This window comes from Pseudoduganella sp. R-31, assembly GCF_049913235.1.
Taxonomy (GTDB): Bacteria; Pseudomonadota; Gammaproteobacteria; order Burkholderiales; family Burkholderiaceae_D; genus Rugamonas.
Genome location: NZ_CP183986.1, coordinates 1,221,128 through 1,247,521 on the forward strand (window position 1 = coordinate 1,221,128; position 26,394 = coordinate 1,247,521).

A 26,394-nucleotide genomic window follows, 5' to 3' on the forward strand; every position below is an offset into this window, starting at 1 on the left:
ACCACACAACCCGCAACAAGAATCGCCATGGCTCACGAAACAGTCACCAAATCGAAACGCTTCTACTGCGTAAGCCTCAGTCCGGACTTCTGCAAGACGCCAGTGGGAAGCAGCGTTGTCGTACTCCCTTACAACATCAAGGGGGAATTCAAGGACGCGGCCGACGCCTCAAGAAATGTCAAGACCCAGGGCGAACCAGTCCTGCTGCACAACAAGAGCTTCATCCCGAACATCACAGGTGATGAACGAGGCACCTTGGGTGGCATCAAGAGCCAGACCTACCTCAAGCGCGCGCAGCCAATGGAGTTCAGTTCGACCAAGGGATCGAATGGCGCGCAGACGATACAGGAATCGCGCCTGATCTACATGAACGACAAGAATACGATCGGACGTATTCACGAACGCCAGGTGCAAGCGCCGCGTCCGCGGCTGACAATTCTGGGTGTCGAACTGCCGACGTTGAAAGAGGCTGCACAGGAATACAAGGATAAGTACTCCGAACCGATGCACCAGTTCGGCGGCAAGGCAATGGATGTCGGCGGCAAGATCGGCATGGGCAGCGCCGCGCTGGGCGGCGCTGGACTTGCGGTCGGCGCCACCGGCGTCGGCTTGCCGGCAGCGGCTGTGATGGAGACTGGCGCTGCAGCCGGTGCTACTGTTGGCGGCGGCGTGGCTGCTACGGGGCTTGCCGTTGATTCGACGGCTACTGCACTTGATAATGCCGCCAACTTCGTCCTCACCGGAAAGGCGCCTGACGTGATGGGCATGGCCGGCGATATGGCATGGAACGCTGCGGAAAACCTCGCTCTGAAAAAGCTGCCCTTCGTCGGCGGTTGGATCAAGAAACTGGCAGCCAAGAAGAATGCCGTACCAGGCAAGACCCCGACACCGCCCAAGAAAGCGCCGCCAGAACCCAAGAAAGCGGATGGTGGCAAAGGCGACAAGGAAGGGCATGATGGTGGGAAGACCAAGAAGCCCAAGGGAGAAAAAGCGGACAAACCGTCCGACTGCTGCCCCAAAAATGGCGCGCCGGGCGGCAAACCCGTGAAAAGCAAACGCCCTGTGCACTTTGGCACTGGGGAAGAAATCCTGCAACAAACGGACTTTGTATTGGAAGGACCGACACCCCTGGAGTGGGTCCGGACGTATCGATCCGGTTCCGAAACGGAAGACTGGGGCGTATTGGGCGCGCGTTGGGCGACGCCTTTCACGAGCTCAATCTCAGTTTGCGCCCAAGGCATTGTCTATCATGACGACAGCGGGCGTGCACTGCGCTTGCCCATGCTCGCCATCGGCCAGGAGCACGATAGCAGAGCCGAAGGTTTTACCTTGCGCCGCGACAGCGAAAATCAGATCACGCTGGTTTGGCGCGATGGGGCGAACGATACCTACCTCTCAGGACCGGATGGCTGGCTGCCGCATGGTTACCAAGGCGTCAACGCAATGCTGGCGCCACGTGCCCCGGTGCGTGCCCAACGGTACTATCTGGGCCGGCACGCTGGTCGTGATGGGAACGGCATCCAGATCGAGCGCATCCATGAGGCCAAACCAGGAGAAGCGCTGCTGCGTATTCGCACTGACGACGGACTGATGCTCGAAGCGCTGCGTGACGGCTATCTGCCAGAAGAGGTGGCTGACGATGCGCCAGTAGCAATGCCACGTATTGGCCGCGTTGAACGAGTCGATGTCGATGGCAGCCGCCAGTGCCTCGTTCGCTACAGGTACGAAGCCAGCCTTATTGACGCCAGCGATCCTCTCACCACATTCCCACTGCGCTGTGATCTGGTAGAGCAAACTGACCTGGTCGGCCAATCGCGTACCTACAGTTATCAACATCACCTGCTTAGGCTATACACCACTTACACAGGGTTCGCGCACGGGCTGGAATGGGTCAGCCTGGCCTTTCTGCGTGAACGCTGGGCTGGCTCCCTACTCGGAGCCCCACAACTCGCTGAACGCCATCCGATCAACTTCAACAACAGCTATCAGGCGCGCGCCATACGCACCAACACGTCCGACGGAAATGGCGAAGTACAGATAGACTATGTTGATGCCGACACTACCCGCGTCACTGAAGCTGACGGCGGTGTACTGGAATACAGTTTCAACGCCAACTGGCTTGCGACATGCGTGCTCCGCATTGGACCTGACGGCAATGCACGCGTACTGGGACGGCGGGAATGGGACCGTGACGGCATGCTGCTGGCCGAAATCGATGCCGAACACAATGCCACGCGATACGAGTACGACCTTGCTGGCAACCTGACGTCGATCACCGATGCCCAAGGCAATACGACCCATATCGAATATGATGGTCACAACCAGCCCATCGCCGTCACCGATGCGCTGGGCCATACCACTCGTAGCCGTTATGACGAGGCTGGACGCATCGTCGAACGCATCGATGCATTGGGTCACAGCACCGGCTATGCCTACGATGCACACGGTCGCATGTCGCTGCTGACAGATGCACGCGGCGGCACCAAGCGCCTTGTATATGACCAGGGCGGTCGGCTGGCTGCGTACACCGATTGTTCCGGCTTTACCACGCGCTACAACTATGATCGGAATAGCCGCCTGGCCGAGCATATCGACGCCGCCGGCAATACCAGCCATTACGCCTACAATGCGCATGGCCAGCTCGCAGCCGTGACGCGCCCCGATCAAACGACAGAGCAATTTGAATACGACGCCGAAGGGCAACTGCTTGCCTATACGGACGGCAAAGGCCAGGTCACGCGCTATCGCTACAATGGGCATGGCCAGCCAATCGAACGCATCGACGCCAAAGGTCAGACACTAAGCTATGTCTACGACAAGGCGCTCCGCTTGATCGAACTGATCAACGGTAATGGCGAGTCATATCGCTTTGCTTATGACGCCGAAAGCCGGCTGGTCGGCGAAACCGGATTCGATGGCAAGACCACGAGCTACACGTACAACCAGGCGGGCCAGCTGATTGGGACTGCCTGCAATGGCGTACAAACCGAATTTGCCCGCGACGCGCTGGGCCAACTGCTGGCGAAAAGCAGCCCCGATGGCGCGGTGCGCTACGCCTACGATGCGCTCGGCCGTTTGATTGCGGTGACGTCGCCGCAGGCCGAGAATCGCTTTGAGTATGATGCGTTAGGCCAATTGGTTGATGAACGTGTCGCTTATGCGTTGGCCGCCCCACGCCTACCTGACACCCCAAGAGAGTATGTGGCGGCCTTTACGATGACCCACGCCTACGATGAGCTGGGCAATCGTATTCAGACTATCCTGCCCAACGGCCGCCGTATCGACACGCTGCGCTACGGTTCTGGCCATTGGCATGGCACGTTATGGCAAGGTAAATCACTGGTCGATTTGGAGCGCGACCAGCTGCATCGAGAAACTGCGCGTCAGCTTGGGGGCGAACGGGAACGCCTGACGGAGAGCCGAAGCTACGACCCGCAATCGCGCCTGCGCACCTTCACGTTGAGTAAAGGAGCTGAGCGCCTGCATGAGCGACGTTACGAATACGACGCTGCGAGCAATCTGACGCTAATCGACGACCTCTCAAGCGGCAGTACACGCTACACCTATGATCCGCTAGGCCAGCTGCTCTCAGCAACGCAACGCGACTTGAAGGAAACGTTTGCCTTCGATCCTGCCGGCAATTTACTGGATCCAGATGCGAGTGGGAATCCTGTTCAAATCGACACCCGCAAGGTCCTGCGTGAACTGGATGCGCAGCCAACCAATATAGCGGCCATTCCGCCAAAGCTGGCCAAAGTCACGCATAACCTGCTGCGACAATACATGGGGTATGTGTATGAATACGATGTGCAGGGGAACACCATCAGCAAGCGCTTGCGCGTGGCAGCAAGTGCCAATGACGAGGGCGTCCTTGAATTTTCCTACGATACAGAAAACAGACTGACGACTGCAACTCGCACTTTTGCCAATTCTCGGCAAATTGCACGCTACAGCTACGATGCATTTGGAAGGCGCATTGCCAAGCAGTTGACCTCACAACGCTGGGACGCCCCGAATGCCGCGCCGTCCGCCGAGGTTACCGATACGGACAGTCTCACGCTCTTCGTCTGGGATGGCGATACCTTGTTGCAAGAAGTGTGGCCGGACAAAACAATCACATATCTCTACGAACCGAACAGTTTTGTGCCCCTCGCCCGAATCGACTCGGGGGAAGGGGCTGCTTGTTATAAGCCGGCCAATAGTCATCTATGTCGCATAGAGGAATGGGCGCTACCCGGCGTCAAAAATGATCCGGATGCACATGTCGAGATTTGGCAGGTGCAGCAGGAATTCAATAAGGCGCAGGTCCATCGTGCAGAATCGATGCAACGGTTCGAGCAGGCCGACGGCAACTCCAGCGCTGACCACGTGCTTCATTATCGGTGCGATCACCTTGGTACGCCACTTGAGTTGATTGATTGCCACGGAGAGATTTTTTGGTCGGCGCGCTATCGAGCCTGGGGCGGGGTCCTGCGCTATGGCGTGGCGAATGTGGTACAGGCGCTGCGATTTCAGGGACAGTACTATGACGAAGAGACGGGACTCCATTACAACCGGCATCGCTATTACGACCCCAGTATAGGGCGTTTCCTGTCGCAGGATCCTATTGGACTCAGCGGCGGCGAAAACCCCTACATTTATGGACCGAACCCGACGAGGTGGACCGATCCTAACGGGTTGAAGCGCACTCCTCACGTTGGAAATTGTGCCGATGACGTGGCCCGTAGTGCACTGGACGCCGCGAATGCCAAAGCAATTAAAAACAACAAAGAGTATGGAGGTTTGATTTATGAAAAGGGTGGCAAATATTACGCGACAATACCGGTTCCTGGAACCGGTCGTACATTCAAGCCAATTTTTGCTTTACCGCAAGTTCCGAGCGGGGCGACAGTGGTTGGAGACTATCATACGCATGGTGATTATTCTCTCGAAGGCAAGAATGGGAGTGTAATTCGAACAAGCGATCCGTTGCGGGATAGCTTCAAGAGCGACAATTTTTCTGACTCGGATAGGCGGACACACATGTTCGCATCGCAAAAAAATAAGTGCCACAAGTCATATCTAGGTACCCCAAGTGGCAAGTACAAGGTCTTACAGGGAGGGATTGAGCATGAATTTTGATGGAGGACAGATGTGGGAATTAGATCACTATCCGAAAGACTTTAATCTCCCTGGGAAAGTTATAAGGGCGGCAAGTCTTGCGTACGAGGAGTTCATGTCTTTTTCTAAGGGAGAATGGTCACTTGATAATTATGAGATCTGTCTCAGCATCACTAAAGATCTTCAGTTCTTATCATTTTCGTTTATGCCGGACCCTGCTTACGAAATAAACGGCTTACCTTTTGAAATTTCGGCAAATGGCATGTACAAAAACGGTAGAGGCGTGGTGTACGTTTTTCGAATCGAGGATTACGCACTGATAAATAGAACATTTATGAGATAAGCGTAAATACATGCTTAAATGCGGATGCAAAGTGCTTTGGTGTCTTCTTGCGAGGAAATAATGAAGAGTGGTAGTGAGGCGTGGGATTACTTGACAACAAATTATCCGGGAGACTTTTTGTTTCGCGGTAAAGTTTTGAAAATTATGAGCCTTGCTTATAGGGAGCTTTCGAAAAAGCCAAGTGCGGATGAGTCATTAAATAGTTGTGATGTGCAAATTGAAATCGAAGACAATTTGCAGCGCTGTTATATTACATTCAATTTCGCCGCGGATGAAAATTCCGGGAGTCGTGGTGAGGGTGTTGCTGAAATAATAAGATACGAATATGATCTAAATAATTTGCAATTAGTGGACGTAATTCGAATTCATTGAGATTTAACTTGGCTCGTCGTATATTACTGGATGAAGATATTGGTGGTGATGCTATACCGGAAATGGCGCGTGATCAAACAGCCTCACCGTCGGGCACCTCGAATGACTGACAATCTGAGTGTCGGCGTCGAAGAATAGCCGCATAAACGGCGGCGCCGTCGACCCCCGCAGTTTTCATGCCATTTCACTACCCGAATCCTTTGATTTAGGCGGTTCAGACGGACTTCGCGCCTCAGAGGCCGAAATTGTGGCCTCTGCCAGATAGCAAAGGCTCCGCAAGCCGTAGCGGCAGCCTTCCTGTTCAGATGGATTGTGGCGCGGGCCAAGCAGCTTAAGCGCGGCATTTTGCCGCCCAGTAGCGCTTCGGACAGCGGCTTAACTTTGCTGCCTTTGCGCTAAATGTGCATGCGGTAGCCTTAATTGGGCCGCTATTACCTCAGTAGGAAATGGCGGCTGTCCACTGTGTTCGGGGCCAGTTCGCGGCGCCAATTTATCGACCGACACAGGCATAGCCGCGAAATCGACATGTCGCTCAAGCATCGGAGCGCGTCGCCAAGCTTGGTCATTTTTCTTGGTACCTCAAGTGGTAAATATGAGGCTCTACAAGGAGGTATTGAAAGTGAGTTCTTATAACGATAAGTTGCTGGGTTTGGATAATCTCTTCCAGCGGAGCTTTATCTTTTCTGGCGAAGTCGTTAAGGCAGCGAATCTAGCTTACGCAGAGTTTATGCGGTTATCAAAGGGCGCATGGTCTCTGGAAAGTTATTCAATATGTTTTAGTGTTACGGATGACAATAGGTATACTTCCTTGGCATTTATGCCAGACCCAGCTTATGAAGTAAATGGAATACCGTTTGAAGTGGCGGATAGAGGGATGTACAAAAATGGAATGGGGGTGGTGTACATCTATCGGTTGGTGGACTATTCGTTGGTTAATACAACCTACATGCGATAAGAATCGCCGCTAGAGATGCTTAGTGCAGAAATGATGAAATTACTTAGAGCGGTGAACTATGACGGAGAATAATGGTGAATGGGCTAAATTAAAATCGAATTTTCCCGGTAATGCGCTGTATAGAGGCAAGATATTAAAGATTATTAGTCTTGCATATGAGAAATATCTGGAGCGCGGAGGGGACGATGCGTCATTGAAGTATTACGATGTTGTTGTTGTTGTTGAAATAAACGAATCCGGTGAGACTGTTGAAATTTTGTTTTCCTTAAGAAATTTAGTTGAACCTATAGATCCAACGGCTGATCTTATTGAAATTTTTGGTTTTACCTTTAATTTTGAAGACTGTGGATTAGTTGATGTTGCAACGGTACGGTAGAGATAATCATAGTAGTAGAGGAACGGGGCGTGACGGCACCGCCGCTTTCTATGCGGCTATTTGAAGTGTCGCAGGGCGGACTTAATAAAATTGAGAGTTAATGAGTACACCAACTACCGAACAATTTTATGTGCTGGAAGATGCGATCGCTGCCTTTTTCCTTTTAGGGAGATACTTCCTTCCATTGAGCCAGAGTTTGTTTATTATTTCAATAGGGCAATCTTTGCGGAAAGGCGAGAGCATTCGTTCGCTCACAAGAAAAAATAACCGCCGTCGATGATATATGGTGATTAAATGGATGATATGCTAGGAATAAAAAAAGATGCCCTGTTCAGCTCTTTCGCTTCCCTGAATTGGATTGATGTAAATTTATTTCGGCTCGGAACGAACATGGGAGAAATGAATTTGACGAAGCAGGAATCTGCTGAATTGCTTTTGGATTTTTTTGTGAAAAACGATATTGGAAACAAAATTGCGGACATAAAACAAACGCTGCGTGAGGAGATCGAGCAATATTTGGATTTTGATGAGTCTGGAATAACCGATCTTGATCGGATTTGCCAGAGGAAACTTAGCGAATGTCCTCCAGTGTAAGGAGATTCGACTAGCGGGCGCCTCGAATGGCTGACAATCCGAGCGTTGGCGTCGAGGAATAGCCGCATAAACGGCGGCGCCGTCATCCACGCTATTTTCATGCCATTTCATTATCCGAACCCGTTGAATTAGGCGGTTCAGACGGACTTCGCGCCTCAGAGGCTGAAATCATGGTCTCCTCTAAGTAGCATAGGCGCCGCAAGTAGTAGCGGCAGCCTTCCGGTTCAGATGGAGTGTGGTGCGGGCCATGCCGGTCGAGCGCAGCATTTTGCCGCCCAGTTGCACTTCGGACAGCGGCTTATCTTTGATGCCTTTGCGCTAAGCTAAATGTGCATGCGGTAGGCTTCATTGGGCAGTCGATCTTGGCGCTTTGTGATTCACATAGCCATAGATACCCCGGCTGGTGTTGGTCGGCTCGCTCTTGAAAGTCCAAATCGTTGTGCGGCCTCGAATCTGACTCGAGTCGCGCAGTCCGGCGAAGCGGTGGAAGCTGAAGCAATTGAGCAGTTGGAACTCCATCTGTTCGTTCGTCCGGCAATTTATTGAACAGTTGCTGGATCAGCAGAATCCGCACTATTACCTAAGTAGGGAATGGCGGCCATCCACCGCGTTCGCGGACAGTTCGCGGCGCCGATTTATCGACCGACACAGGCATAGCCGCGCGCATGCCAACACATCAATATCGAGCGCAGGGACGGGAAAAAGTGCTTATCAATATTACCGGCGAAGAGATGATTGATGAAAAATTCAATGCGCTTATCGAGCGCGGGAAACAAGTAGGAAGCTCATTTAGCTTTCCTCGCGGAGGTGAAACGTTTTGGATAACGCTTGCTGTCCAAAAAGTCGGAGCTGAATATTTTGCTCACATTGCGCTAATCAAAGAAAAGAACATGGACCGCGAGAAATTCGAACTGTACGAAACATGGGCCTTTCCAACTCTTGAAAAGGCTATTGACTATCTTCAAATGCATAGCCCCAGCCCATTCGCGATAACCAGTCTTTCAACGTTTAAAGGACAGAAAGGATTCAACCCGAAGGCTGAGGATATTCTTCGTGAGGTACCTTAACTGTATTGCAATCGCCACCGTTATTACGACACCGATACTTAGCCCGCGCCATGCTGCAGCTGAACTTGAAGGCGGCGGCCTGCAAGTTGTGCCGCCTCTGCTCTCAGAAAGAAGGGAAGTTCCCGACGTCCTGCCGCCGCGCCCCGTCTGACCGCCGGCTCCCACGCGCTCACGTTGGAAGACGCTGTTTATCACTGCCTCGCCCCAGATCGGCCAAAATTCCAGGTCACATTAGTAAAAAAATAATGTAAAATTTTCTCGGTAGTAACTCTAATAACGATTCAATACCCCTTTAGGAGCAACCGTGAGTAATCCATATTCGATGCCGCAAGCGCCGCTGGTCGAACGCCTCAACAGCGACGAGACCTACATGCCGAAGTTCTTTTCCCTCAGTGGCCGCATTGGCCGTGTGCGTTACCTTGCATACGGTTTCGGTGCCGGCCTGTTGATGATGCCGATTGTGTTCCTGTTGGCGGGGCTGGGAGCACTGACTGGTTCCAGCGCCAATGGTGCCGGCGCGGCGGGCGCAATTGGCGGCCTGCTGGGCTACGCCCTGTATCTGGTCGCCATCCTGAGCCAGGTGCGCCGCCGCCTGCATGACCTGGGCAAGTCCGGCTGGATGGGCCTGCTGATGATTGTCCCGCTGGTCAATATCATCTTTGGCCTGTGGCTGTTGTTCGGCTCGGGCGATGAGGGCGCAAACGAATACGGCCCGGCGCCAGCACCGAACACAACTGGCGTGATCATCCTGGCGTGGATTCTGCCGATCATCATGATCGTCGGTATGATGGCTGCGATTGCGATTCCTGCTTACAGCGATTACTCCGCCAAGGCGCGCGCCGCGCAGATGCAAGACAGCCAGTAATGCATGCATAACCCTTACGCCGCGCCCCAGGCAGGGCTGGAGCTGCCGTTTGCCCCTGTCGGCGAGGCGCGGCTGTTTTCCTGGAATAGCCGCATCGGGCGCTGGCGTTTTGTGGCGTACTGCATGCTGGGCGCTCCGGTTGCGCTCTTGTACGCCCTCGCATTAGGCACGGCCTTCGGCACAGCGTGGGTGCAACAATACATTCCCCTGCAATCCGGGCTCCACGATGCCTTGAGTTTTTCAGTCCCACTGGTTTTCCTGCTGGCGATCGTGCTGGCGACCCGTCGGCGGCTGCACGATTTCGATGTCAGCAGCTGGTGGGCGCTGTTGCTGCTGTTCCCATTCTTGCAGATCATCTTCCTGATCTACCTGCTCATCGCACCCGGTACACCGGAGGCCAACCGTTTCGGCGCGGTGCCGGCGCCGGCCGATCTGGGCGTGAAGCTTGGCGTGGCGCTCGGTTGCGCCTTGCCGCTGGCCTTTACAGCGCTCCGCTTTCTTTGATATCGAGGTAGCGGTTCAGCAGGGCGCCGGCCAGTTGCTCCGGCGCGACGTCGACCAGGTGGCCTGAGCGCAGGCCGAGGCGGCGGATCGCTTCCTGGCGCTGCTGCAGGTAATGCTCGCTGGCCGCCAGCCGCAGGGCGTCGTCGAAATCCTGCACCGGCGCCACGCTGGCGGCGTCCAGCGCGCGCTCGCGCAGGCTGGCGCACAGCACCAGGTGGCGCGAGGACAGCAGGTCGACCGCCTGGCGCAGCGCCACGTCGTCTTCATCGCGCACATTGGTCACCAGCACCACGAAGGCGCGCCGGTTCAGGCGGTTCAGCAAGTCGTTGGCGGCGCGCAGGTAATCGGGCGCGGCTTCGCCTGGCTGCAGGTCGTAGACCCCGGCCAGCATGCGGTCCAGGCCAATGCGGCCCTTGGCCGGCGCCAGCCAGCGATGGTCGACGCCAAAACTCATCAGCCCCACCGCGTCGCCCTGCTTGCCCGCCACGAAAGCCAGGGTCAGCACGGCATACAGTGCGTGGTCGAAGTGGCTGGTGTCGTCGTCGCGCGCCAGCATGCGGCGGCCGGTATCGAGCAGGAATACTACCTGCTGGTCGCGTTCGAGCTGGTATTCGCGGCTGATCGGCTTGCGGTGGCGCGCGGTGGCTTTCCAGTCGATCGAGCGCAGGCTGTCGCCGCGCCGGTATTCGCGCAGTTGGCGGAAGTCGGTGCCTTCGCCGCGTTGGCGCTTGACCAGCGAGCCGGCGGTCGGCGCCTGGCGGTCGGTGGCGCGCAGGGCCTGGCCCAGCAGGCGCGCCACGTCGGGAAATACCTTGGTGGTCTGCTGCGGCCCGATGCGGTGTGTGGCCTGCCACAGGCCCAGCGGTCCGGCCACGCGCAGCCATGGCGTGCCGAAATTGCCGTCGCCGCGGTCCAGCGGGCGCACGCGGTAGGTGAGTGTGGAAAACGTACCGGGCGCCAGGCGTGTCGCATGCGGCATTCCTTCCAGTTCCCAAGCTGCTGGGTAATCGTCAAACACCTCAAGCTGCAGCGCGGCCTTGCCCTCGTTGTGCAGGGTCAGGCGCACTTCGTGCCAGGCGCCGACCGGGAGGACACCGGCCATGCTGCGTTCCGCGCGCAGGGCAGGCCGACGCCGTGCCTGCAAGGCATCGGCGCCGGCGGCCAGCAGCAGGGCGCCGCCGAGCACTTGCCATGGCGCCTGCAGCAGCGGCCAGACGCTGGCCGGCACGCCGAGCGCGGTCAGGCCCATCAGGGCCAGGAACATACGGCGGGTTGGCTTCATCAGTTGCGCGGCGCGGCGACGGAATCGATCAGCGCAGCCAGCACGTCGTCGGCGCCCAGGCCATCGAGCTCGCTTTCCGGAGACAGCGCGATGCGGTGGCGCAGCACCGGCAGGCTGGCCTGCTTGATGTCGTCAGGGGTGGCGTAATCGCGGCCCGCCATCAGGGCCATGGCGCGCGCCAGGCGGACCAGGGCAATGCTGCCGCGCGGGCCGGCGCCGACTGCCACGCCGGGCCACTGGCGCGTTGCGCGCACCATGCGCACGGCGTAGTTGGCGACTGCCTCGTCGACGCGGATGCGGGCCACCAGCTGCTGCAGTGCGACCAGGATCTCCGGCTTGATCAGGGTGCGCACCTGTGCCACTTCAAGCGCGTCGCCGACGCGGTCCTGGGTCACCGCCAGCAGCATCGCGGTTTCTTCCTGCTCACCTGGGTAGGCGATGCGCGCCTTGATCAGGAAGCGGTCAAGCTGGGCTTCCGGCAGCGGGTAGGTGCCTTCGCTTTCCAGCGGGTTCTGGGTGGCCAGCACCATGAAGGGCGCTTCCAGCGTGTGCGCTTCGCCTTCGATGGTGACCTGGCGCTCCTGCATGGCTTCCAGCAGAGCGGACTGGGTCTTGGCCGGCGCGCGGTTGATTTCGTCGGCCAGCAGCAGGTGGGTGAAGACCGGACCTTTGCGGATGCTGAAGGTCTGCTGGCGCTGGTCGAAGACGGCATGGCCCATCACGTCGGCCGGCATCAGGTCGGGCGTGAACTGGATGCGCGAGAATTCGCCGGCAAAGGTCTTGGCCAGGGCCTTGACCAGCAAGGTCTTGCCCAGGCCCGGCACGCCTTCCAGCAGCACGTGGCCGCCGGCCAGGCAGCAGGCCAGCACCTGTTCGACCACCGTTTGCTGGCCGACGATGGCGCGGCCGATTTCCTCGCGCAGGCGTTGCACGATGTCGATCGCCTGTGCCAGGCGGTCGGCCGGAATGGCGTTGTTGGTGGAGGCGGACATGCTATCGCTCATGATGGGCTCGCAATTGTTGGAGTATTGAAATTTGTCGTGTGAAGTCGGCGGCGCGGCTGGCCGGGGCGCCAAGCAAAGCATCGCTCACTTGCGCTTCCGGCAGCTTGGCCAGGCGCGCCAGGCGGCGCGCGCGTTCGGCCGGACCGAGGGCGTGCAGTTCCGGCAGGCGCCGCAGCAGCTGCTTCTCGGTCCCCTTGCGCACGGCCTGCAGCAGCAGGGCGCGCCCTTGCGGCAGGCGCCACAGCCAGCGGCCGCTGGCTTCGATATGCTCGATCAGGGCGCGGCGCGCAGTGGCTGCTTCCGGCAGCATGGGGCCGAAGCGGCGCGAGGCGCTCCAGGTCCACAGCAGCAGCAGGGCGGCCAGGCCCAGCACGACCAGGCGGGCGTGCTGCCACAGCCAAGCCGCCCAGCCGACCGGCTCGTTGTGCTGCACCAGCATCACCTGGGCATTGGGCCCGCTCTGCCCGGCCAGCAACAGCAGCAGCTCGCCGTGGTCGAACTGGCGCAGCGCGTCGTTGTCGAAATAGCTGTCGGCGGCATCGACCGCCACCATGGCGACTTTGCCGCGACCTTCGCCGTACACCAGCACGGCCAGCTCGTAGGTGTCGCCCCACAGCGGTTTCGGGCCCTTGCCTTCGATGCGTTGCAGGGTATCGGAAGGGCGCGCCAGCTCGATGGTGTTGGCGGCGCCCGGCGCGTTGAGGCACACCAGGCGCGGCGGGCCGGCGGGCTCTTTCGCGGCCGCCGTTTCTTCTTCGCCTGTCTCGCTTTCCTCGTCTTCCTCGTCCTCGGCGCCTTGTTGCCCGGCCTTGGCGGCAGCGCGCTTCTCGCGGCGGCTGGCCTCCAGCGGATCGATGCGGCAAGTGTCGTCCATGCGGGTGCGGCCCGACATTGCCACGCCAAAGTGCTTGCCCAATGGGTCGGTCGACTGATCGGGGGCGCCATCCGGACCGGCCTCGTCGGCGTCGGTGTCGTCAACCCAGTCGGGGGTCATGATCAGGGTGTTGCCGCGGCGGACCCAGTCCAGCAGCAGCCTGGCCTGGCGTTCGTCCGGCGGGCGTGCATAGCGCGACAGCAGCATGACGCCGTCCGGCAACTGGTTCAGCAACTGGTAGCTGAGCACGGGCTCCACGCGCACCTTGTGGCCGCGCGCTTCCAGCAGCCGCGTGGCCGCCAGCATCGGGTTCTTTGCCTGCGCTTCGGAAATGTGGTGCTGGCCGCGCCACACCTTGTGGAAGTACAAGTGCCATAACTCGTAGCCGGCGCCGGCCAGCAGCACGGCAACGATGGCGATGATGATCGAATAGCTCCGCTTCATGCTGCCTCGCGGTCGAAGTGTGCTTGCCAGCGTGAGCACAGCGCCGCCACCGTTTCAGCGGCCGGCCAGCGCGCGCCATAGGCCGCGTTCAGCCAAAGCGTGGTGGCCTGGTCGGCCAGTGTCAGGCTGGCGCTATCGAGCGTGCCGGCGGCGTTGGCGCTGCGCGCCTGCGCCAGGCATTCGCCTTCCGTCGCGCCGTGGTGCAGCTTGAGCGACTGGCGGCTGACCAGGCGAGACAGCGTGGCGCGGTACAGCAGCGCCAGCGCGGCACGCTGCTGGCCTTGCTGCCACAAGGCGCGCACGGCGCCGGCCACATCGGCCGGCAGGCTCTCTTCTCGGATATCGAGGCCGCCCACCTCCGTGGCCAGCCTGGGCTCGGGCGCTGCCGCAAGGCTGAAGCGCAGCGGTGCGGCATAGCGCCACAGCAGCCAGGACACCAGGGCAATCGCACCGGCGATCAGGGCAAACTTGAACACGCCGGCCAGGATGGCGGCCAGCCAGCGCGGCACCAGCGGCGGGGCCTTCGGCTTTACCTGTTCCTTTTCCGGCGGAACGCGCAGCTCCCATTGTTCGCCGCAGCGGTAGCCGCGCAGGTCTTCGTGCGCGAAAACCTCGTCGAGCTGGCGGCGCACTGCGGCTTGTTGCGGCGACAGGTCGGGCCCGCGGCCGCTGTCCTGTTTCCTGAGGCCGTCGGGCGGCTCGCATGCGGGAACCACGGGAACCACGGGCGGCGCGCTGGCGGCCGGCGCGGCTGCCTGCACCGGCGGCGGCATGCCGAGCAAGGCCATGGCCAGCAGCGGGGCTGCCATCAGCACGCCGGCGACGTGGCGCGCCGCGGCCGGCCGTGCCGGAGGACGCAGCTGGCGCAGCACGATTTCGATATCCCAGGCTTCCAGCGTGGCGCGGCGGTTCAGGTACAGGGTAAAGGTGCAGGCTGTGTAGACCGGGCCGATGATGGCACAGGCCAGGCACCATGCCGCCGTGCCCAGCACCGCCTGCAGGGAGCCCTGGTCGGTCAAGCCGAACAGGGCGAAGGGATTGGGCGACTCGCCCGGCATGAACAGGCCGATCAGGGCCAGCACGCCCATCATCAGCACGAATTCGAAGGTGGCGCAGGTGCTGCCGAACATCAGGGCGGCGCCGCCGGTGCCGTTGCGGGCAATGGTGGCGCGGCGCGCGGTGGCGACCTTGCCGCGGGCGCGTTCCAGCACCCATACCGGCTGGTGCAGGCCGCGCCCGGCCATGAAGGGGCGCCACCAGGTCAGCATGCGGAACCAGCCGCCGCCCAGCTCGCGCGGCCAGGCGCGCAGGGCATCGCGCCAGCTGGTCTGTTCGCCGAAGACCTGGCGTGCCAGCACATGCAGCGGCGCACGTTCCAGCAGGGGACGCAGCCACCATGGCAGCAGCCAGCCCAGGGCCAGGTCAGGGTAGTACCAGCTGATCAGCACGGCCAGCGCCGACAGCGGCAGCCACAGGGCCAGCCAGGCGCGCCATACGTCGGCGCCGCCGGCATGCAGCAGGGCGAAACCAAGGTCCAGGCCTTGCGCATTGCTGCGCGGGCGCAAATCAAGGCGCAGCTTATCGAGTTGCATGCACGCCTTTCTCGCGGCCGGCGAAACCGAAGAACAGGAAAACCAGGGCCCAGCACACTGCGCCGACGCTGTATTTGACGGCCGGGGCAAAGGCGCTGGCCGACCAGAAGGCCTCGAAGAAGGCTGCCAGCACGGTGAGCAGGGCGGCGCCGGCCACCACCGGATACATCTGGACGCTGGCTTCCTGCAGGGCGCGGCGGCGGCTCAGGCGGCCCGGCTTGACCAGCGCCATGCCAAGGCGGGCGCCGGCCACGCCGGACAGCACCAGGCCTGTCAGTTCAAAGCTGGAGTGGGTCACCACGAAGGACCAGAAATTACTCCGGGTGGCCGGATCGAGGCTGAGCCAGGCGGCCACCACCCCCATTTTCATGCCGTTGAACAGGACGCTCAGCAAGGCGGGCACGCCGCCGAAGATGCCGCTGGCGAAAGTACGGAAGCCGATCGAGACATTGTTCCAGATGTAGTGGCCGAACATCTGCAGGTCGCCTTCGCTGCCGCCGCGGCCAGTCTTCATGCTGGAGGGGGCGTACATCTGGTGCATGCGCGTCAGTTCGTCCGGCGAGGCGAACATGAAGGCGTTGTGCGAGTCGTGCCATACCAGCGCGCCGATGGCGATGGCCGGCCCGAGCAGGCAAAACAGCACCAGCAGCAGCAGCCTCCATTCGGCGCGTACGCGGCGCGGCAGGTCGGCGCGCAGCCATTGCAGCAGCACGGTCGGGCGTTCGGCCGCCACCCCGTACAGGGCGTGGTGGCAGCGCGCCACCAGTCCGTGCAGGTAGGACACCAGCTGCGGCGAGTAGCCGCGCTGGCCAGCCAGGGCCAGGCATTGGCACAGGCGGCGATATTGTTCGGGCAGGGCTTCGCGGCCTTTGGCGCGCTTGGCCAGCAGGGTATCGATCTCGCTCCACAGGGGACCGTAAGTTGCCTCAAACTGCGCTTGCTTCATCGGACCAATCCTGCGGCCATGCCGCGCAAGCGTTCCAGCGAAGCGTCGCCCTCGCGGCCGGTCAGCGGCTCAGCGATATCGGCCAGTTCCAGCATGCGCGCGTGCGGCAGCCGGCTTTCGCGGGCAAACAGGTCGGCCAGCGCACGCTGCTGCTCCGGCGTCAGCGGAAAGGGCAGCGGCAGCGGTGCCGCATCGGGCACTGCAACGCGCTTGGGCGGCTTGTCGCGGTACACCACCTGGGTACCGGCCACGATGTCGCCCAGGCGGCGGAAATGGCGGTCGCACAGCATGGCCAGCAGGCCGGCGGCGTACAGCAGCGGCAGGAAGTCGGCCACCATCAGCAGGTTGCGCAGCACCGACTCGCGCCAGCGCACCGGCAGGCCGTTGGCGCGCAGCACCTGCAGGCCGACGATGTGCTTGCCCAGTGTGCGGCCGCCGGCGTATACCTCGCACAACACCGGGTAGGCCCAGTAGGCAAGGAAGAACACGATCGCCGTCACGCCGTTTAACAGTTTTTCGGAAGGGATGACCGCGCCCAGGATCGAGATGAGGAAGCTTGCCCCCATGCCCCAGGCAACGAAGTCGATGGCCCATGCGTAGCCGCGTGCCACCGGACCGGCAGGAACAAGCAGCAAACGCACGCCTTCGGGGGTGGTCAAGGACAGGCGTCCGTCGAGAAGGGAATTCATGCCATTTATTTAACCATAAAATTTCCTCCTTGGAAATATTAATGGAAATGTTTTATGCCTGCCGCCTCTTCGATTTGCCGGTAATCGCGTGCCTGGCGCACGCTGCCGATGGCTTGCCAGATGGCCTCGATCCGTTGCGGATCGCGCTGGTAGGCGCCGCGTCCCACCATCAGGTACAGGTTGACAGTGGAATAGGGCAACTCGGCCTGCTGGACCTTCCCCTTGAAGCGGGGATCTTCGTGCACCAGCTTGCTCGCTTCCAGTCCCTGCAGGATGGCGACGTCGAAGCTGCCCGTGGTCAGCATGCGCAGGGCGTCGGCAGCCGACTTCACGGTGTCATGGGGAATATAGCCGCGTTCACGCAACTGCTGCCCGACCAGGTAGCCGGTCTGCACGATCACGACCTTGCCGGGCGCCAGCAATTCGTGGCCGTCCCAGCTGCCTTTGCCGCCCACGCGCAGGAAGACCAGGGCGGCGTCCTCAAACAAGGCCCGGCCAGGATCTTCGCGCCCGTCGGGCAATTGGGGAATGCGCGACCATGCGCGGCGGTCAATTGCATCCGCTGCACCGACTACTGCATCCACCTGGCCAAGTTTTAATTCATTTAGGCAACGCTTCCAAGGTTTCGGTGAATAAATAAACTGTTCATTCAGGAGTAATTCAACTCGCTTCAATAATTCAAAATTCAGGCCTTTTCCAGCGGGCGTGCTCCATGGCCTCTGGTCGACATCTTCGTAGCAAAGGCGCAGCGGCGGGCCTTTCGCGGCATGGGCAGCCATGCCGGTCAGCAGCGCCAGCAGCACGCAGAGGCTTTTGTAGCTCATGCCATAAAGATTATCACGGCATTTTTATGTTCCAGGCGACTTCATAAAAAAGATCCATACATGTTGTATTTGTGCATGTAAAACGGGAAATAATAGACGGATGAAAATGTTGCATATAAATTCTTCCCTAGTTTTTTTAAATCTGTATGGAAGAGAGAAATACATGAATAAACATTTTCCGATTGCAGCATTAATGTTGTCCGCCAGCCCGTTTGTGCTGCTGGGCCAAGCCTACGCACAAGCACAGGATGCTGCCCCTATCCAGGCGCAGCAGGCTGCCGACAGCACCACCGACGAGATCCAGAAGGTGGTCATTGTTTCGACCGGTAGCCGCGGCTCGCAGCGCACCATGGTGGATACCCCGGTCCCGGTTGACGTGCTGAGCTCGCGCGAACTGACCAAGACCGGCCAAGTCACCCTCGACAAGTCGATGCAGTTCCGCGTCCCTTCCTTCAATACCGTACAGACCCCGGTCAATGACGCGACCTCGCTGCTGGACCCGTACGAAATCCGTAACATGGGCCCGAGCCGCGTGCTGATCCTGATCAACGGCAAGCGCAAGAATATGAGCTCGCTGGTCTACACCCAGACCTCGCCAGGCCGCGGCGAATCCGGCTCCGATATTTCGGCCATCCCTGCCGATGCGATCAAGCGCATCGAAGTGCTGCGCGACGGCGCCTCGGCACAATACGGCTCCGACGCGATCGCCGGCGTGGTCAACATCATCCTGAAGGACAATGCCGAAGGTGGCTCCGTCACGGCGCGTGCCGGCATCACCCACGAACACGATGGCGGCATGGGAGGCCTGAGTGTCAACCAGGGCTTCGCGCTGGGCGGCGACCGCGGCTTCTTCAACTACACCATCGATGCGTCGCGCGTGAACCTGTCCAGCCGCTCCGGCGCGGTAAGCGCAGCCGGCGAATCGAGCGACTTCGGCGCGCCGCTGTCGGAAGTGCAGGCCTTCCTGTCGAAATATCCTGACGCCCGCAACATCAACGGCTCGCCGAAGACCAAGGCCTACAAGGGCCTGTTCAATACCCGCTACGATATCGGCGAAGGCGTCGCGATCTACGCCAACGCGGCGTATGTGAACAAGAAGATCAACTCCTTCGCGAACTACCGTACTCCTTACTGGCGTCCGACCGATTACGGCTTGTTGCACCCTGCAGGAACCCCGTACGAGGGCTATCAGCCAACCTTCGACGGCACGCTGGACGACTACAATGCCACCGGCGGCGTGAAGATGGACTTGGCCGGCTGGAATGCAGACTTCAGCCTGACCTACGGCGGCAACAAGCAGAAGTACGACGTCGACCACTCCGTCAACCGCAGCATGGAAGACGCCGTCCTGGCGGGTACCAGCACCGAGCACTCGCCGACCCACTTCTATGCTGGCGGCGTGGAGTTCCAGCACTACGTGTTCAACGGCGACATCTCCCGGCAGCTGACCGATACCGTCAACTTCTACGCCGGTACTGAACTGCGCCACGAGAAGTTCGAGGTGAAGGCGGGCGAACGCGCATCGTGGCAGGGCAGCGGGGCGGACTCCTTCGCGGGCAACCATCCGGACAACTCTTTCCCATCGTCGCGCTCCAACTACGGCGTGTATGCCGGATCGACCTGGGACATCAGCAAGGACCTGCTGGTTGATGGTACCGGCCGCTGGGAAAAATATACCGACTTCGGTTCCGCGTTCGTGTGGAAGCTGTCTACCCGCTACAAGGCAAACGATTGGGTGACGCTGCGCGCATCGGCCTCGAAGGGCTTCCGCGCGCCGTCGCTGGCTCAGATCTACACGCAGAAGGCGCAGTACTCCTTCGTGCCTGGCGGCGGCATCCAGGTGTCTGGCCTGGTGAACAACGTGTCGGCGCAAGCCGCTGCGCTGGGCGTGCCTAAGCTGAAGGCGGAGAAGTCCGACAACATCACGCTGGGCCTGGGTCTGAAACCGGATGAAAACACCAGCGCCACCCTGGACTACTACAACATCAAGGTGAAGGACCGCATCGTGCTGGGCAAGGAAATCGTGCCGACCGGCGATCCTTCCCAGCAGCTGGACCAGATCCTGGCGGCAAATGGCATCGTTTCCGTCAGCTTCTTCGTCAACGCAGTGAAGACCCGGACCGAGGGTCTGGATTACGTGCTGTCGCGCAAGAATATCCCGCTGGCGGACGGCAAGCTGACCCTGAACCTGTCCGGCAACTACACGCACAAGAACGAGCGTGACGGCGCGGTCAAGAATCCTACGATTGTGGCGAACGCCGGGCAGTCCGTGCTCGATGCGACCCAGGAAGCGCTGATGTTCACTTCGCGTCCGAAGTTCAAGACCATCCTCGGCGCCGACTGGGACTACAAGAAGCTGAACCTGTCGGTCAACAATACCGTGTTCGGCCCGACCCGTTTCCGCCAGGCTGGCCTGGACAGCAACCTGGAAACGAAGTTCAAGACCAAGAACGTCACCGACTTCGCCCTCAACTACAACCTGATGCCGAACGTGACCGTGTCGTTCAACGTCAACAACGTGTTCAACACCACCCCTGAGTGGGAGTTCAAGGCCCTGAACGCCGAAGGCCAGAAGATCATCGACGACCCGAACGCCAAGGCCATCCAGCGCAACCTGATCACCTTCAACGGCCGCTACGACATGGTGACCTACGACGGTTCGCATTTCAGCCAGCTTGGCCGCACCTATGCCGCATCGCTGAACTACCGCTTCTAAGCCGCAATCCGCTTGCTGCGAAAACCGCCCCCCTGGGGCGGTTTTTTTATTGTAAAGTGGATAATCAACGGTGAGGGGGAAACCATGCTTTCGATGCGGCGGGCAATCACAAGCGGCGCGCAGCACGTAAGGCCCGTTATTGACGACGCTGTGCTTGCCCGTTACGTCGAAAACGGCCTGGCGGTGCGCGAAGCGTTCCGCAAGAAGGAGCTGCGCGACACCCTGATCGCGCGCCTGAAGCCGCATCGGCGCCTGATTGCAGGCTGCGTACCGGCAGGCATCCAGCAGCACGGCATGCTGCCGGAGCGAGCGCCTTCGCACGGGCTGGCCGAGATCTCCGACGCGGATCTGGCGCAATGGCTGGTCGACGATGGCCGCCTGATTTACGGCGAATTCACGCAGCAGGAACTCGACAACTATTTCGAAGCGGTGGCACCCTGGCTGCCCCTGCACGGCCATTTCATCGACCTTGGCAGCGGCCTTGGCAAGGTCGTCCTGAGTGCGGCGCTGGCCTTGCCCGGCATGCGCTGCACGGGCGTCGAGCTGCTTGGCTACCGCAATGACATGGCGCAGGTGCGGCTGGCGCAGATGCTGGCGGCCGGCGTGGCGGAAGATCCCGCGGCGGCGGCCAGGGTTGCGGCCCGCGTGCGGCTGCTGCACCAGGACATGTTTGAAGCCGATGTCTCGGACGCGAGCATGGTCTATATCTACAGCACCTGTTTCGCGCCAATGATGGACCGGCTCGCCGGCAAGCTGGCGCGGGAGTTGCCGGAAGGGGCCCTGGTAACGACGGTCACGTTTCCGATGCCGCACCCGGCCTTCGAACTGGTGAAGCAATTCGCGCCGCCCAGCGTGGCTTGGACGACGGTGTTCCTGTATCGACGGCGTAGCGCGCTGGAAGCGGCGACGCCGGCGGCGGCCAACTTCCTGTACGAACAGGATAGCGCTGCATGGGAATATGCAGTGCGGGCCGCGTTTGCGGCTTACGATGCGGAGGATGGAGCCTGATATGGATATTCGTGCGATGACCCTGCCCGAGCTGGAAATGGTGCTCGATTGGGCCGCATCTGAGGGATGGAATCCCGGACTGCAGGATGCAGGCAGCTTTTATGCCGCCGACCCGGACGGCTTCCTTCTCGGCAAGATCGATGGCGAGCCGGTGGCCAGCATCTTCGCGGTGCGCTACGGCGCCGGATTTGGTTTTATCGGCGGCTATATCGTGCGGCCGGAGTTTCGTGGCAAGGGCCATGGCATGGCGCTTTGGCGCGCCGGCATGGCGCGACTCGAAGGGCGCAACGTGGGACTGGACGGCGTGCCGGCCCAGCAGGCCAACTACGCGCGTTCCGGTTTCAGGCTGGCGCACCGCAATGTGCGCTATGAAGGCCGGGGCAGCGACGTTCCCGCTGCCGATCGCGTGCTGCCGCTGGGACCGCACGATATGCGCGATGTGCTGGCGTATGATCGCGTCTTCTTTCCCGCCGACCGTGAGCAATTCATGCGCTGCTGGTTGCAGCAGGAAGGCAGCGTGGCGTTCGGCGTGCGTGAAACTGGCGGCGCGCTGCTTGGCTATGCCGTGCTGCGGCCGTGCCGCGCGGGCTTCAAGATCGGCCCGCTGTGCGCAGCGTCGCCGGAAGTGGCCGAGGAATTGATGCAGGCGCTGCGTGGCCGCGTGCCGGCCGGGGAACCGGTATTCCTCGACGTGCCCGAGCCGAATGCCGCAGCCGTGGCGCTGGCGGAGCGGCACGGCATGCATGCCTGCTTTGAAACGGCGCGCATGTACACTGGCGAAGACCCTGGCTTGCCGCTGGCGCAGCAGTACGGCATAACAACTTTCGAACTGGGATGAAAAAGTGCTTGACCATGACGTCGCGTCAACCTTGAGGATGGCTGCATGTTCACCGTAAAACAGCTCTCCGACATCACCGGCGTCACCGGCCGCACGCTGCGCTACTACGACAGCATCGGCCTGCTCAAGCCTTCGCGCATTGGCGACAACGGCTACCGCTATTACAACGAAGCAGACCTGCTGCGGCTGCAGCAAGTCCTGTTCTACCGGGAGATGGACGTGCCGCTGGCCGCCATCTGCGACATCATGTCGCAACCTGGCTTCGACGTCCTGGCGGCGCTGCAAAGCCACAAGCAGGCACTGGCTGCCCGGCTGCAGGAATTGCAAGGGCTGATTTCCACGGTGGACAAGACCATCCTCCACCTGAAAGGAAAACACAGCATGAAACCAGTACAGCTCTTCGACGGCCTGCGTGACAAGCACGACAAGCACCAGTTGGAAGCGGAACAGAAATTCGGCAAGGAAGTCGTGCAGGATTCGGCCCGCCAATGGCAGGGCTACGGCGACGGCAAGCAACAAGCCCTGATCGATGAAGGCAACGCCATCTACGCCGAGCTGGCGGTCGCCATGCCGCAAGGCGCCGGCAGCGGTGCAGTGCAGGCCCTGGCGGCGCGCTGGCACGAACACATGCGCCACTTCTGGCCCGCCGAGCGCGAACACCTGCCGAGCCTCGCCGCCACGTATCGCGACGACCCACGCTTCCGCGTCAACTTCGACAAGATCCACCCCGACCTCGCACCTTTCATGGTCGAAGCCGTGAGCATCTACGCCGCCTGAGCACAACGCTTGCCCAAGCGCAAAACGCGCCGCCTGGTGCGGCGCTACTCTCGCTTTTGTGCGACGCTACCGGCTGCGGGGATTCGGTGATGAAAGATCAGCTCTTGCTTTTGATATCAGCCATTGCCTGCGCGTTTGGCGCGTGGGCATTTTGGCACTACCTGGATGCAGACGCGGTAGTCGCGTTGATGACGCTTGCATTGGTGTCGTCTGTGGCGGATAACCTGCGTTTGCGACGCAAGTTGCGCGAAACGGAGCGGCGCGGTTGACAGGGCGGCGCGGCGGCGCGGAGAATGGCCCTTCCACAACCCTGCTGGATAAGGAGGAAGCCATGAAGCTCCGTCGTGTCGCGCAGTACCTGGTTGTTGTTGCAGGATTCACCCTGGCCGGCGCCGCCCTCAGCGCTGCACCGGAAAAGAAAAAGGCCGCTGCGCCGCCTGACGACAAGGCGGCAATGGAGGCGATGAATAAAGCCGCCATGCCTGGCGAAGCACACAAGAAGCTCGATGCATTGGCCGGCAAGTTCACGGTCAAGTCGAAAATGTGGATGGACCCATCCAAACCTCCGGAGGAAACTGAAGGCTCCACAGAACGCAAGTGGATCATGGGTAACCGCTACCTGCAGGAAAACTACCAAGGCAAGTTCATGGGTCAGCCTTTCGACGGAATGGGCATCCAGGGCTATGACAACGTGACGAAGAAGTATTTCGGCAGCTGGATCGATTCCGGCAGCACCGGCATGACCCTGTCGCATGGCAGCATGAACGGCAATACCATCAAGTACAAGGGCATGATGTCCGATCCCATGAGCGGCAAGGAGGTGCCTTACACGATGAGCGTGGCCATCACCGACAACGACAACCACAAGCTGGAAATGTGGGGGCCGGGGCCGAACGGCAAGGACATGAAGTGGATGGAGATGAGCTATACCCGCATCAAGTAAGGAAAGGCCCCGCGAGGGGCCGGCGCACCGGCGCTACGCCACGCGCAGTGGCGCGCGGTGCGCAACCTCCAGCAAGATTCCCCAATCAGTGCGGCAATAGAAGCCCGGGCCGCCGCGCATCTCCTGCAACGGTGACAGCCCGTTCACGTCCGCGGCCTCCAGCTCCGCATGCTTGGCGCTGACGGCGGCTGCATCGCCGACGAGGAAGCCGATGTGGAAAGTCTTGGGATAGCTGGGCTCAGCGTGGCGGGTCAGCACGAGTACCACGCCGCCGTCGCCGGCCAGCACGGCCATGCCATGGTTGCCTTTGGTTTGCAGCAAGGTAAAGCCGAAATGGCGGGACAGGAAAGCGGAAGCCGCAGCCACGTCGGGCACGGACAGGTCGAGATGATTCAATTGCATGTGAACTCCATGGTTGGTGGGCCCAACGGGAGTGCCAGCGAAGATCGATCGGCCACGCCCAGACGAGCCCGAGACGCACGTGCGCCGGGATCGTCGTGGGTTCTCATGCAAGACTGCACATGGAGCAGAGCTCTCCGGAGAGGAGAGGGACTGGGCTTACCTTGAACCGGTCCTGCCTTTTTCGACAGGCGGGATCATAGCACGATATCAGCTGCGGCCAAGGCGCGGCGTGCGCCGCCCGGGTACGGCGGACGGTTCGGCATCGACGCGGAACACGCCAACGGCCTGCAGCAGTGCTGCCGATTGCTGCTGCATGCTGGCTGCAGCGGCGGCAGCCTGTTCGACCAGTGCGGCGTTCTGCTGCGTAACTGCATCCATTTGCGAAATCGCTTCGTTGACCTGGGCGATGCCCGCGCTCTGTTCGTTGGAAGCGGTGCTGATCTCGTTGATGACCTGGCGCACACGGTGCACGCTTTCCACCACTTCCTGCATGGTGCTGCCGGCCTGCGCCACCAGGGAATTGCCGACGCCGACCGTTTCAACAGAGGCGCCGATCAGGTCCTTGATCTCCTTGGCCGCCGCTGCACTGCGCTGCGCCAGGTTGCGCACTTCCGATGCCACGACCGCGAAGCCGCGGCCCTGTTCACCGGCACGCGCCGCTTCCACCGCCGCATTCAGCGCCAGGATATTGGTCTGGAACGCGATGCCATCGATCACGCTGATGATGTCGACGATCTTGCGCGAAGAGCTGTCGATCGAGGCCATGGTCTCGACCACTTGCGACACCACGGCGCCGCCTTTCTGCGCCACTTCCGAGGCATTGGCCGCCAGCTCGTTGGCGGTACGCGCATTGTCCGCATTCTGGCGCACGGTGGACGTCAGTTCTTCCATCGACGCCGCGGTTTCTTCCAGCGAGCTGGCCTGGCTTTCGGTGCGGGCCGAGAGGTCGCTGTTGCCGGCGGCGATCTCGCTTGAAGCGGTGGCAATGGTATCGGTTGCGTTGCGCACCGAGCTGACGATGCGCGCCAGGTCGTCGCGCATGCCCTTCAGCGCGTTGACCATGCTGCTGTGGTCATCGCGCTTGACGTCGATCGGCACGGTCAGGTCGCCGCCGGCGATGCTGCGGGCGATCGAGGAAGCGTAATCGGGTTCGCCGCCCAGCTGGCGCAGCATGCCGCGTGCGATGAACACGCCGATGCCGAGCAGCACGGCAGCCAGTACCACGGCGCCCGCGGCGAAGGTGACGGCGCGTCCGCGCACGGTGGCGTCGACGGTGTCGACGTACACGCCGGAGCCGAGGATCCAGCCCCAGGGCTCGAAGCCCTTGACGTAGGATACCTTCTGCACCGGCTTGTCGCTGCCTGGCTTCGGCCACATGTAATCGACCGGTCCGGCGCCTGCCTTCTTGACCATGTTGACGAATTCGACAAACAGGAATTTGCCGGTCGGGTCCTTGTTGCTGCTGAGGTCTTTGTTGTCGAGCTCAGGTTTGATCGGGTGCATGATCATCTTTGGCTGCATGTCGTTCAGCCAGAAGTATTCGTTGTTGCCGTATCGCAACACCTTGATCGCGTCCATTGCCTTCTTCTGCGCTTCCGCGCGCGGCAGGGCGCCGCTGGCTTCCTGCTTCTGGTAATAGTCGAGCACGCCGTAGGCCGTTTCGACAGCCTGTCGCACATTGCTGGTTCTTTCCTCCAGGATGAGGGTGCGCTCGGAAATGAGGAAGATGGCTGTAAGGATGATGATGCCGAGGATGGCGCCGGCATTCAGCACTGCGAGTTTCTTGGCAATGCTCATCGACTGCGTGAAGTTCATGGTTTGTCTCCAGCTAAAACGATCCTTTTTGTGAAGCCAGCATGGCACGCCTCGCAGAAAAAGA

The 26,394-nt window shown here is 60.4% G+C and carries 24 protein-coding genes; 15 read left to right on the top strand and 9 right to left on the bottom strand.

Translation table 11 applies throughout. The features are described 5' to 3' along the window. Positions 1-27: 27 nt before the first annotated feature. From ACN9MY_RS05625 to ACN9MY_RS05665, 9 genes are all read left to right on the top strand, one after another. Positions 28-5,121, top strand: coding sequence for an RHS repeat-associated core domain-containing protein (locus tag ACN9MY_RS05625; protein ID WP_426336949.1), 5,094 nt, complete (start codon positions 28-30; stop codon positions 5,119-5,121). A gap of 382 nt (positions 5,122-5,503) precedes the next feature. After that, positions 5,504-5,815, top strand: a complete 312-nt coding sequence (locus tag ACN9MY_RS05630) for a hypothetical protein (protein WP_426336950.1) — start codon at positions 5,504-5,506, stop codon at positions 5,813-5,815. 619 nt (positions 5,816-6,434) lie between these two features. Beyond that, positions 6,435-6,770, top strand: coding sequence for a hypothetical protein (locus ACN9MY_RS05635; protein WP_426336951.1), 336 nt, complete (start codon positions 6,435-6,437; stop codon positions 6,768-6,770). A 58-nt stretch (positions 6,771-6,828) separates the two neighbouring features. Then, complete coding sequence (locus ACN9MY_RS05640) at positions 6,829-7,146, top strand: hypothetical protein (protein WP_426336952.1); 318 nt, start codon at positions 6,829-6,831, stop codon at positions 7,144-7,146. 100 nt (positions 7,147-7,246) lie between these two features. After that, positions 7,247-7,426 carry a hypothetical protein gene (locus tag ACN9MY_RS05645; RefSeq protein WP_426336953.1) on the top strand — a complete coding sequence of 60 codons (180 nt, stop codon included), beginning with the start codon at positions 7,247-7,249 and terminating at the stop codon, positions 7,424-7,426. 14 nt (positions 7,427-7,440) lie between these two features. Continuing rightward, the gene (locus tag ACN9MY_RS05650; protein ID WP_426168320.1) at positions 7,441-7,740 is read left to right on the top strand and encodes a hypothetical protein; all 300 of its coding nucleotides are present in this window, start codon (positions 7,441-7,443) and stop codon (positions 7,738-7,740) included. 665 nt (positions 7,741-8,405) lie between these two features. After that, positions 8,406-8,807, top strand: a complete 402-nt coding sequence (locus tag ACN9MY_RS05655) for a hypothetical protein (protein ID WP_426168323.1) — start codon at positions 8,406-8,408, stop codon at positions 8,805-8,807. A gap of 304 nt (positions 8,808-9,111) precedes the next feature. After that, a complete protein-coding gene (locus tag ACN9MY_RS05660) occupies positions 9,112-9,672 on the top strand; it encodes a DUF805 domain-containing protein (protein ID WP_426336954.1) in 561 nt (186 codons plus the stop codon). Positions 9,673-9,675: 3 nt separating this feature from the next. Beyond that, a complete protein-coding gene (locus tag ACN9MY_RS05665) occupies positions 9,676-10,176 on the top strand; it encodes a DUF805 domain-containing protein (protein ID WP_426336955.1) in 501 nt (166 codons plus the stop codon). Here the strand turns inward: ACN9MY_RS05665 and ACN9MY_RS05670 are convergent. From ACN9MY_RS05670 to ACN9MY_RS05700, 7 genes are read right to left on the bottom strand one after another with little or no spacing between them, the layout of a single operon-like run. Next, positions 10,154-11,458 carry a DUF58 domain-containing protein gene (locus tag ACN9MY_RS05670; RefSeq protein WP_426321053.1) on the bottom strand — a complete coding sequence of 435 codons (1,305 nt, stop codon included), beginning with the start codon at positions 11,456-11,458 and terminating at the stop codon, positions 10,154-10,156. The genes ACN9MY_RS05665 and ACN9MY_RS05670 overlap by 23 nt on opposite strands. Next, the gene (locus ACN9MY_RS05675; protein WP_426336956.1) at positions 11,458-12,462 is read right to left on the bottom strand and encodes an AAA family ATPase; all 1,005 of its coding nucleotides are present in this window, start codon (positions 12,460-12,462) and stop codon (positions 11,458-11,460) included. The genes ACN9MY_RS05670 and ACN9MY_RS05675 overlap by 1 nt, the downstream gene beginning before the upstream one ends. Beyond that, positions 12,452-13,780: a DUF4350 domain-containing protein gene (locus ACN9MY_RS05680; RefSeq protein WP_426336957.1), complete on the bottom strand. Its 1,329-nt coding sequence runs from the start codon at positions 13,778-13,780 to the stop codon at positions 12,452-12,454. Before ACN9MY_RS05680 ends, ACN9MY_RS05675 begins: the two co-directional genes overlap by 11 nt. Next, complete coding sequence (locus ACN9MY_RS05685; RefSeq protein ID WP_426336958.1) at positions 13,777-15,372, bottom strand: hypothetical protein; 1,596 nt, start codon at positions 15,370-15,372, stop codon at positions 13,777-13,779. The genes ACN9MY_RS05680 and ACN9MY_RS05685 overlap by 4 nt, the downstream gene beginning before the upstream one ends. Continuing rightward, entirely contained in the window at positions 15,359-16,318 is a 960-nt protein-coding gene (locus ACN9MY_RS05690) for a stage II sporulation protein M (protein WP_426321061.1), read from the bottom strand. Before ACN9MY_RS05690 ends, ACN9MY_RS05685 begins: the two co-directional genes overlap by 14 nt. Further along, on the bottom strand, positions 16,315-17,007 hold the full coding sequence (locus tag ACN9MY_RS05695; RefSeq protein ID WP_426321063.1) for an RDD family protein: 693 nt from the start codon (positions 17,005-17,007) through the stop codon (positions 16,315-16,317). Before ACN9MY_RS05695 ends, ACN9MY_RS05690 begins: the two co-directional genes overlap by 4 nt. 38 nt (positions 17,008-17,045) lie before the next feature. Then, positions 17,046-17,831 (bottom strand): substrate-binding periplasmic protein, encoded by a 786-nt coding sequence (locus tag ACN9MY_RS05700; RefSeq protein ID WP_426321065.1) that lies wholly within the window; start codon positions 17,829-17,831, stop codon positions 17,046-17,048. A 163-nt stretch (positions 17,832-17,994) separates the two neighbouring features. Here ACN9MY_RS05700 and ACN9MY_RS05705 point away from each other — a divergent pair, with 163 nt between their 5' ends. The 6 genes from ACN9MY_RS05705 to ACN9MY_RS05730 all read left to right on the top strand — a co-directional run bounded on the left by ACN9MY_RS05705 (position 17,995) and on the right by ACN9MY_RS05730 (position 24,113). Then, positions 17,995-20,547: a TonB-dependent receptor plug domain-containing protein gene (locus ACN9MY_RS05705; RefSeq protein ID WP_426321067.1), complete on the top strand. Its 2,553-nt coding sequence runs from the start codon at positions 17,995-17,997 to the stop codon at positions 20,545-20,547. A gap of 84 nt (positions 20,548-20,631) precedes the next feature. Further along, positions 20,632-21,555, top strand: coding sequence for a histone methylation protein DOT1-like protein (locus ACN9MY_RS05710; protein ID WP_426336959.1), 924 nt, complete (start codon positions 20,632-20,634; stop codon positions 21,553-21,555). Position 21,556: 1 nt separating this feature from the next. Beyond that, positions 21,557-22,393, top strand: a complete 837-nt coding sequence (locus ACN9MY_RS05715) for a GNAT family N-acetyltransferase (protein ID WP_426168349.1) — start codon at positions 21,557-21,559, stop codon at positions 22,391-22,393. 45 nt (positions 22,394-22,438) lie between these two features. Further along, the gene (locus ACN9MY_RS05720; protein ID WP_426336960.1) at positions 22,439-23,170 is read left to right on the top strand and encodes a MerR family transcriptional regulator; all 732 of its coding nucleotides are present in this window, start codon (positions 22,439-22,441) and stop codon (positions 23,168-23,170) included. An 89-nt stretch (positions 23,171-23,259) separates the two neighbouring features. After that, positions 23,260-23,439 carry a hypothetical protein gene (locus ACN9MY_RS05725; RefSeq protein WP_426168355.1) on the top strand — a complete coding sequence of 60 codons (180 nt, stop codon included), beginning with the start codon at positions 23,260-23,262 and terminating at the stop codon, positions 23,437-23,439. Positions 23,440-23,501: 62 nt separating this feature from the next. Next, positions 23,502-24,113 carry a DUF1579 domain-containing protein gene (locus ACN9MY_RS05730; RefSeq protein ID WP_426321072.1) on the top strand — a complete coding sequence of 204 codons (612 nt, stop codon included), beginning with the start codon at positions 23,502-23,504 and terminating at the stop codon, positions 24,111-24,113. Positions 24,114-24,146: 33 nt separating this feature from the next. On the opposite strand, the gene ACN9MY_RS05735 is transcribed toward ACN9MY_RS05730, so the two are convergent. Together ACN9MY_RS05735 and ACN9MY_RS05740 are read right to left on the bottom strand one after the other, a co-directional pair. Further along, positions 24,147-24,515 carry a VOC family protein gene (locus tag ACN9MY_RS05735; protein ID WP_426336961.1) on the bottom strand — a complete coding sequence of 123 codons (369 nt, stop codon included), beginning with the start codon at positions 24,513-24,515 and terminating at the stop codon, positions 24,147-24,149. A 207-nt stretch (positions 24,516-24,722) separates the two neighbouring features. Then, on the bottom strand, positions 24,723-26,330 hold the full coding sequence (locus ACN9MY_RS05740) for a methyl-accepting chemotaxis protein (protein WP_426336962.1): 1,608 nt from the start codon (positions 26,328-26,330) through the stop codon (positions 24,723-24,725). Positions 26,331-26,394: the final 64 nt, after the last annotated feature.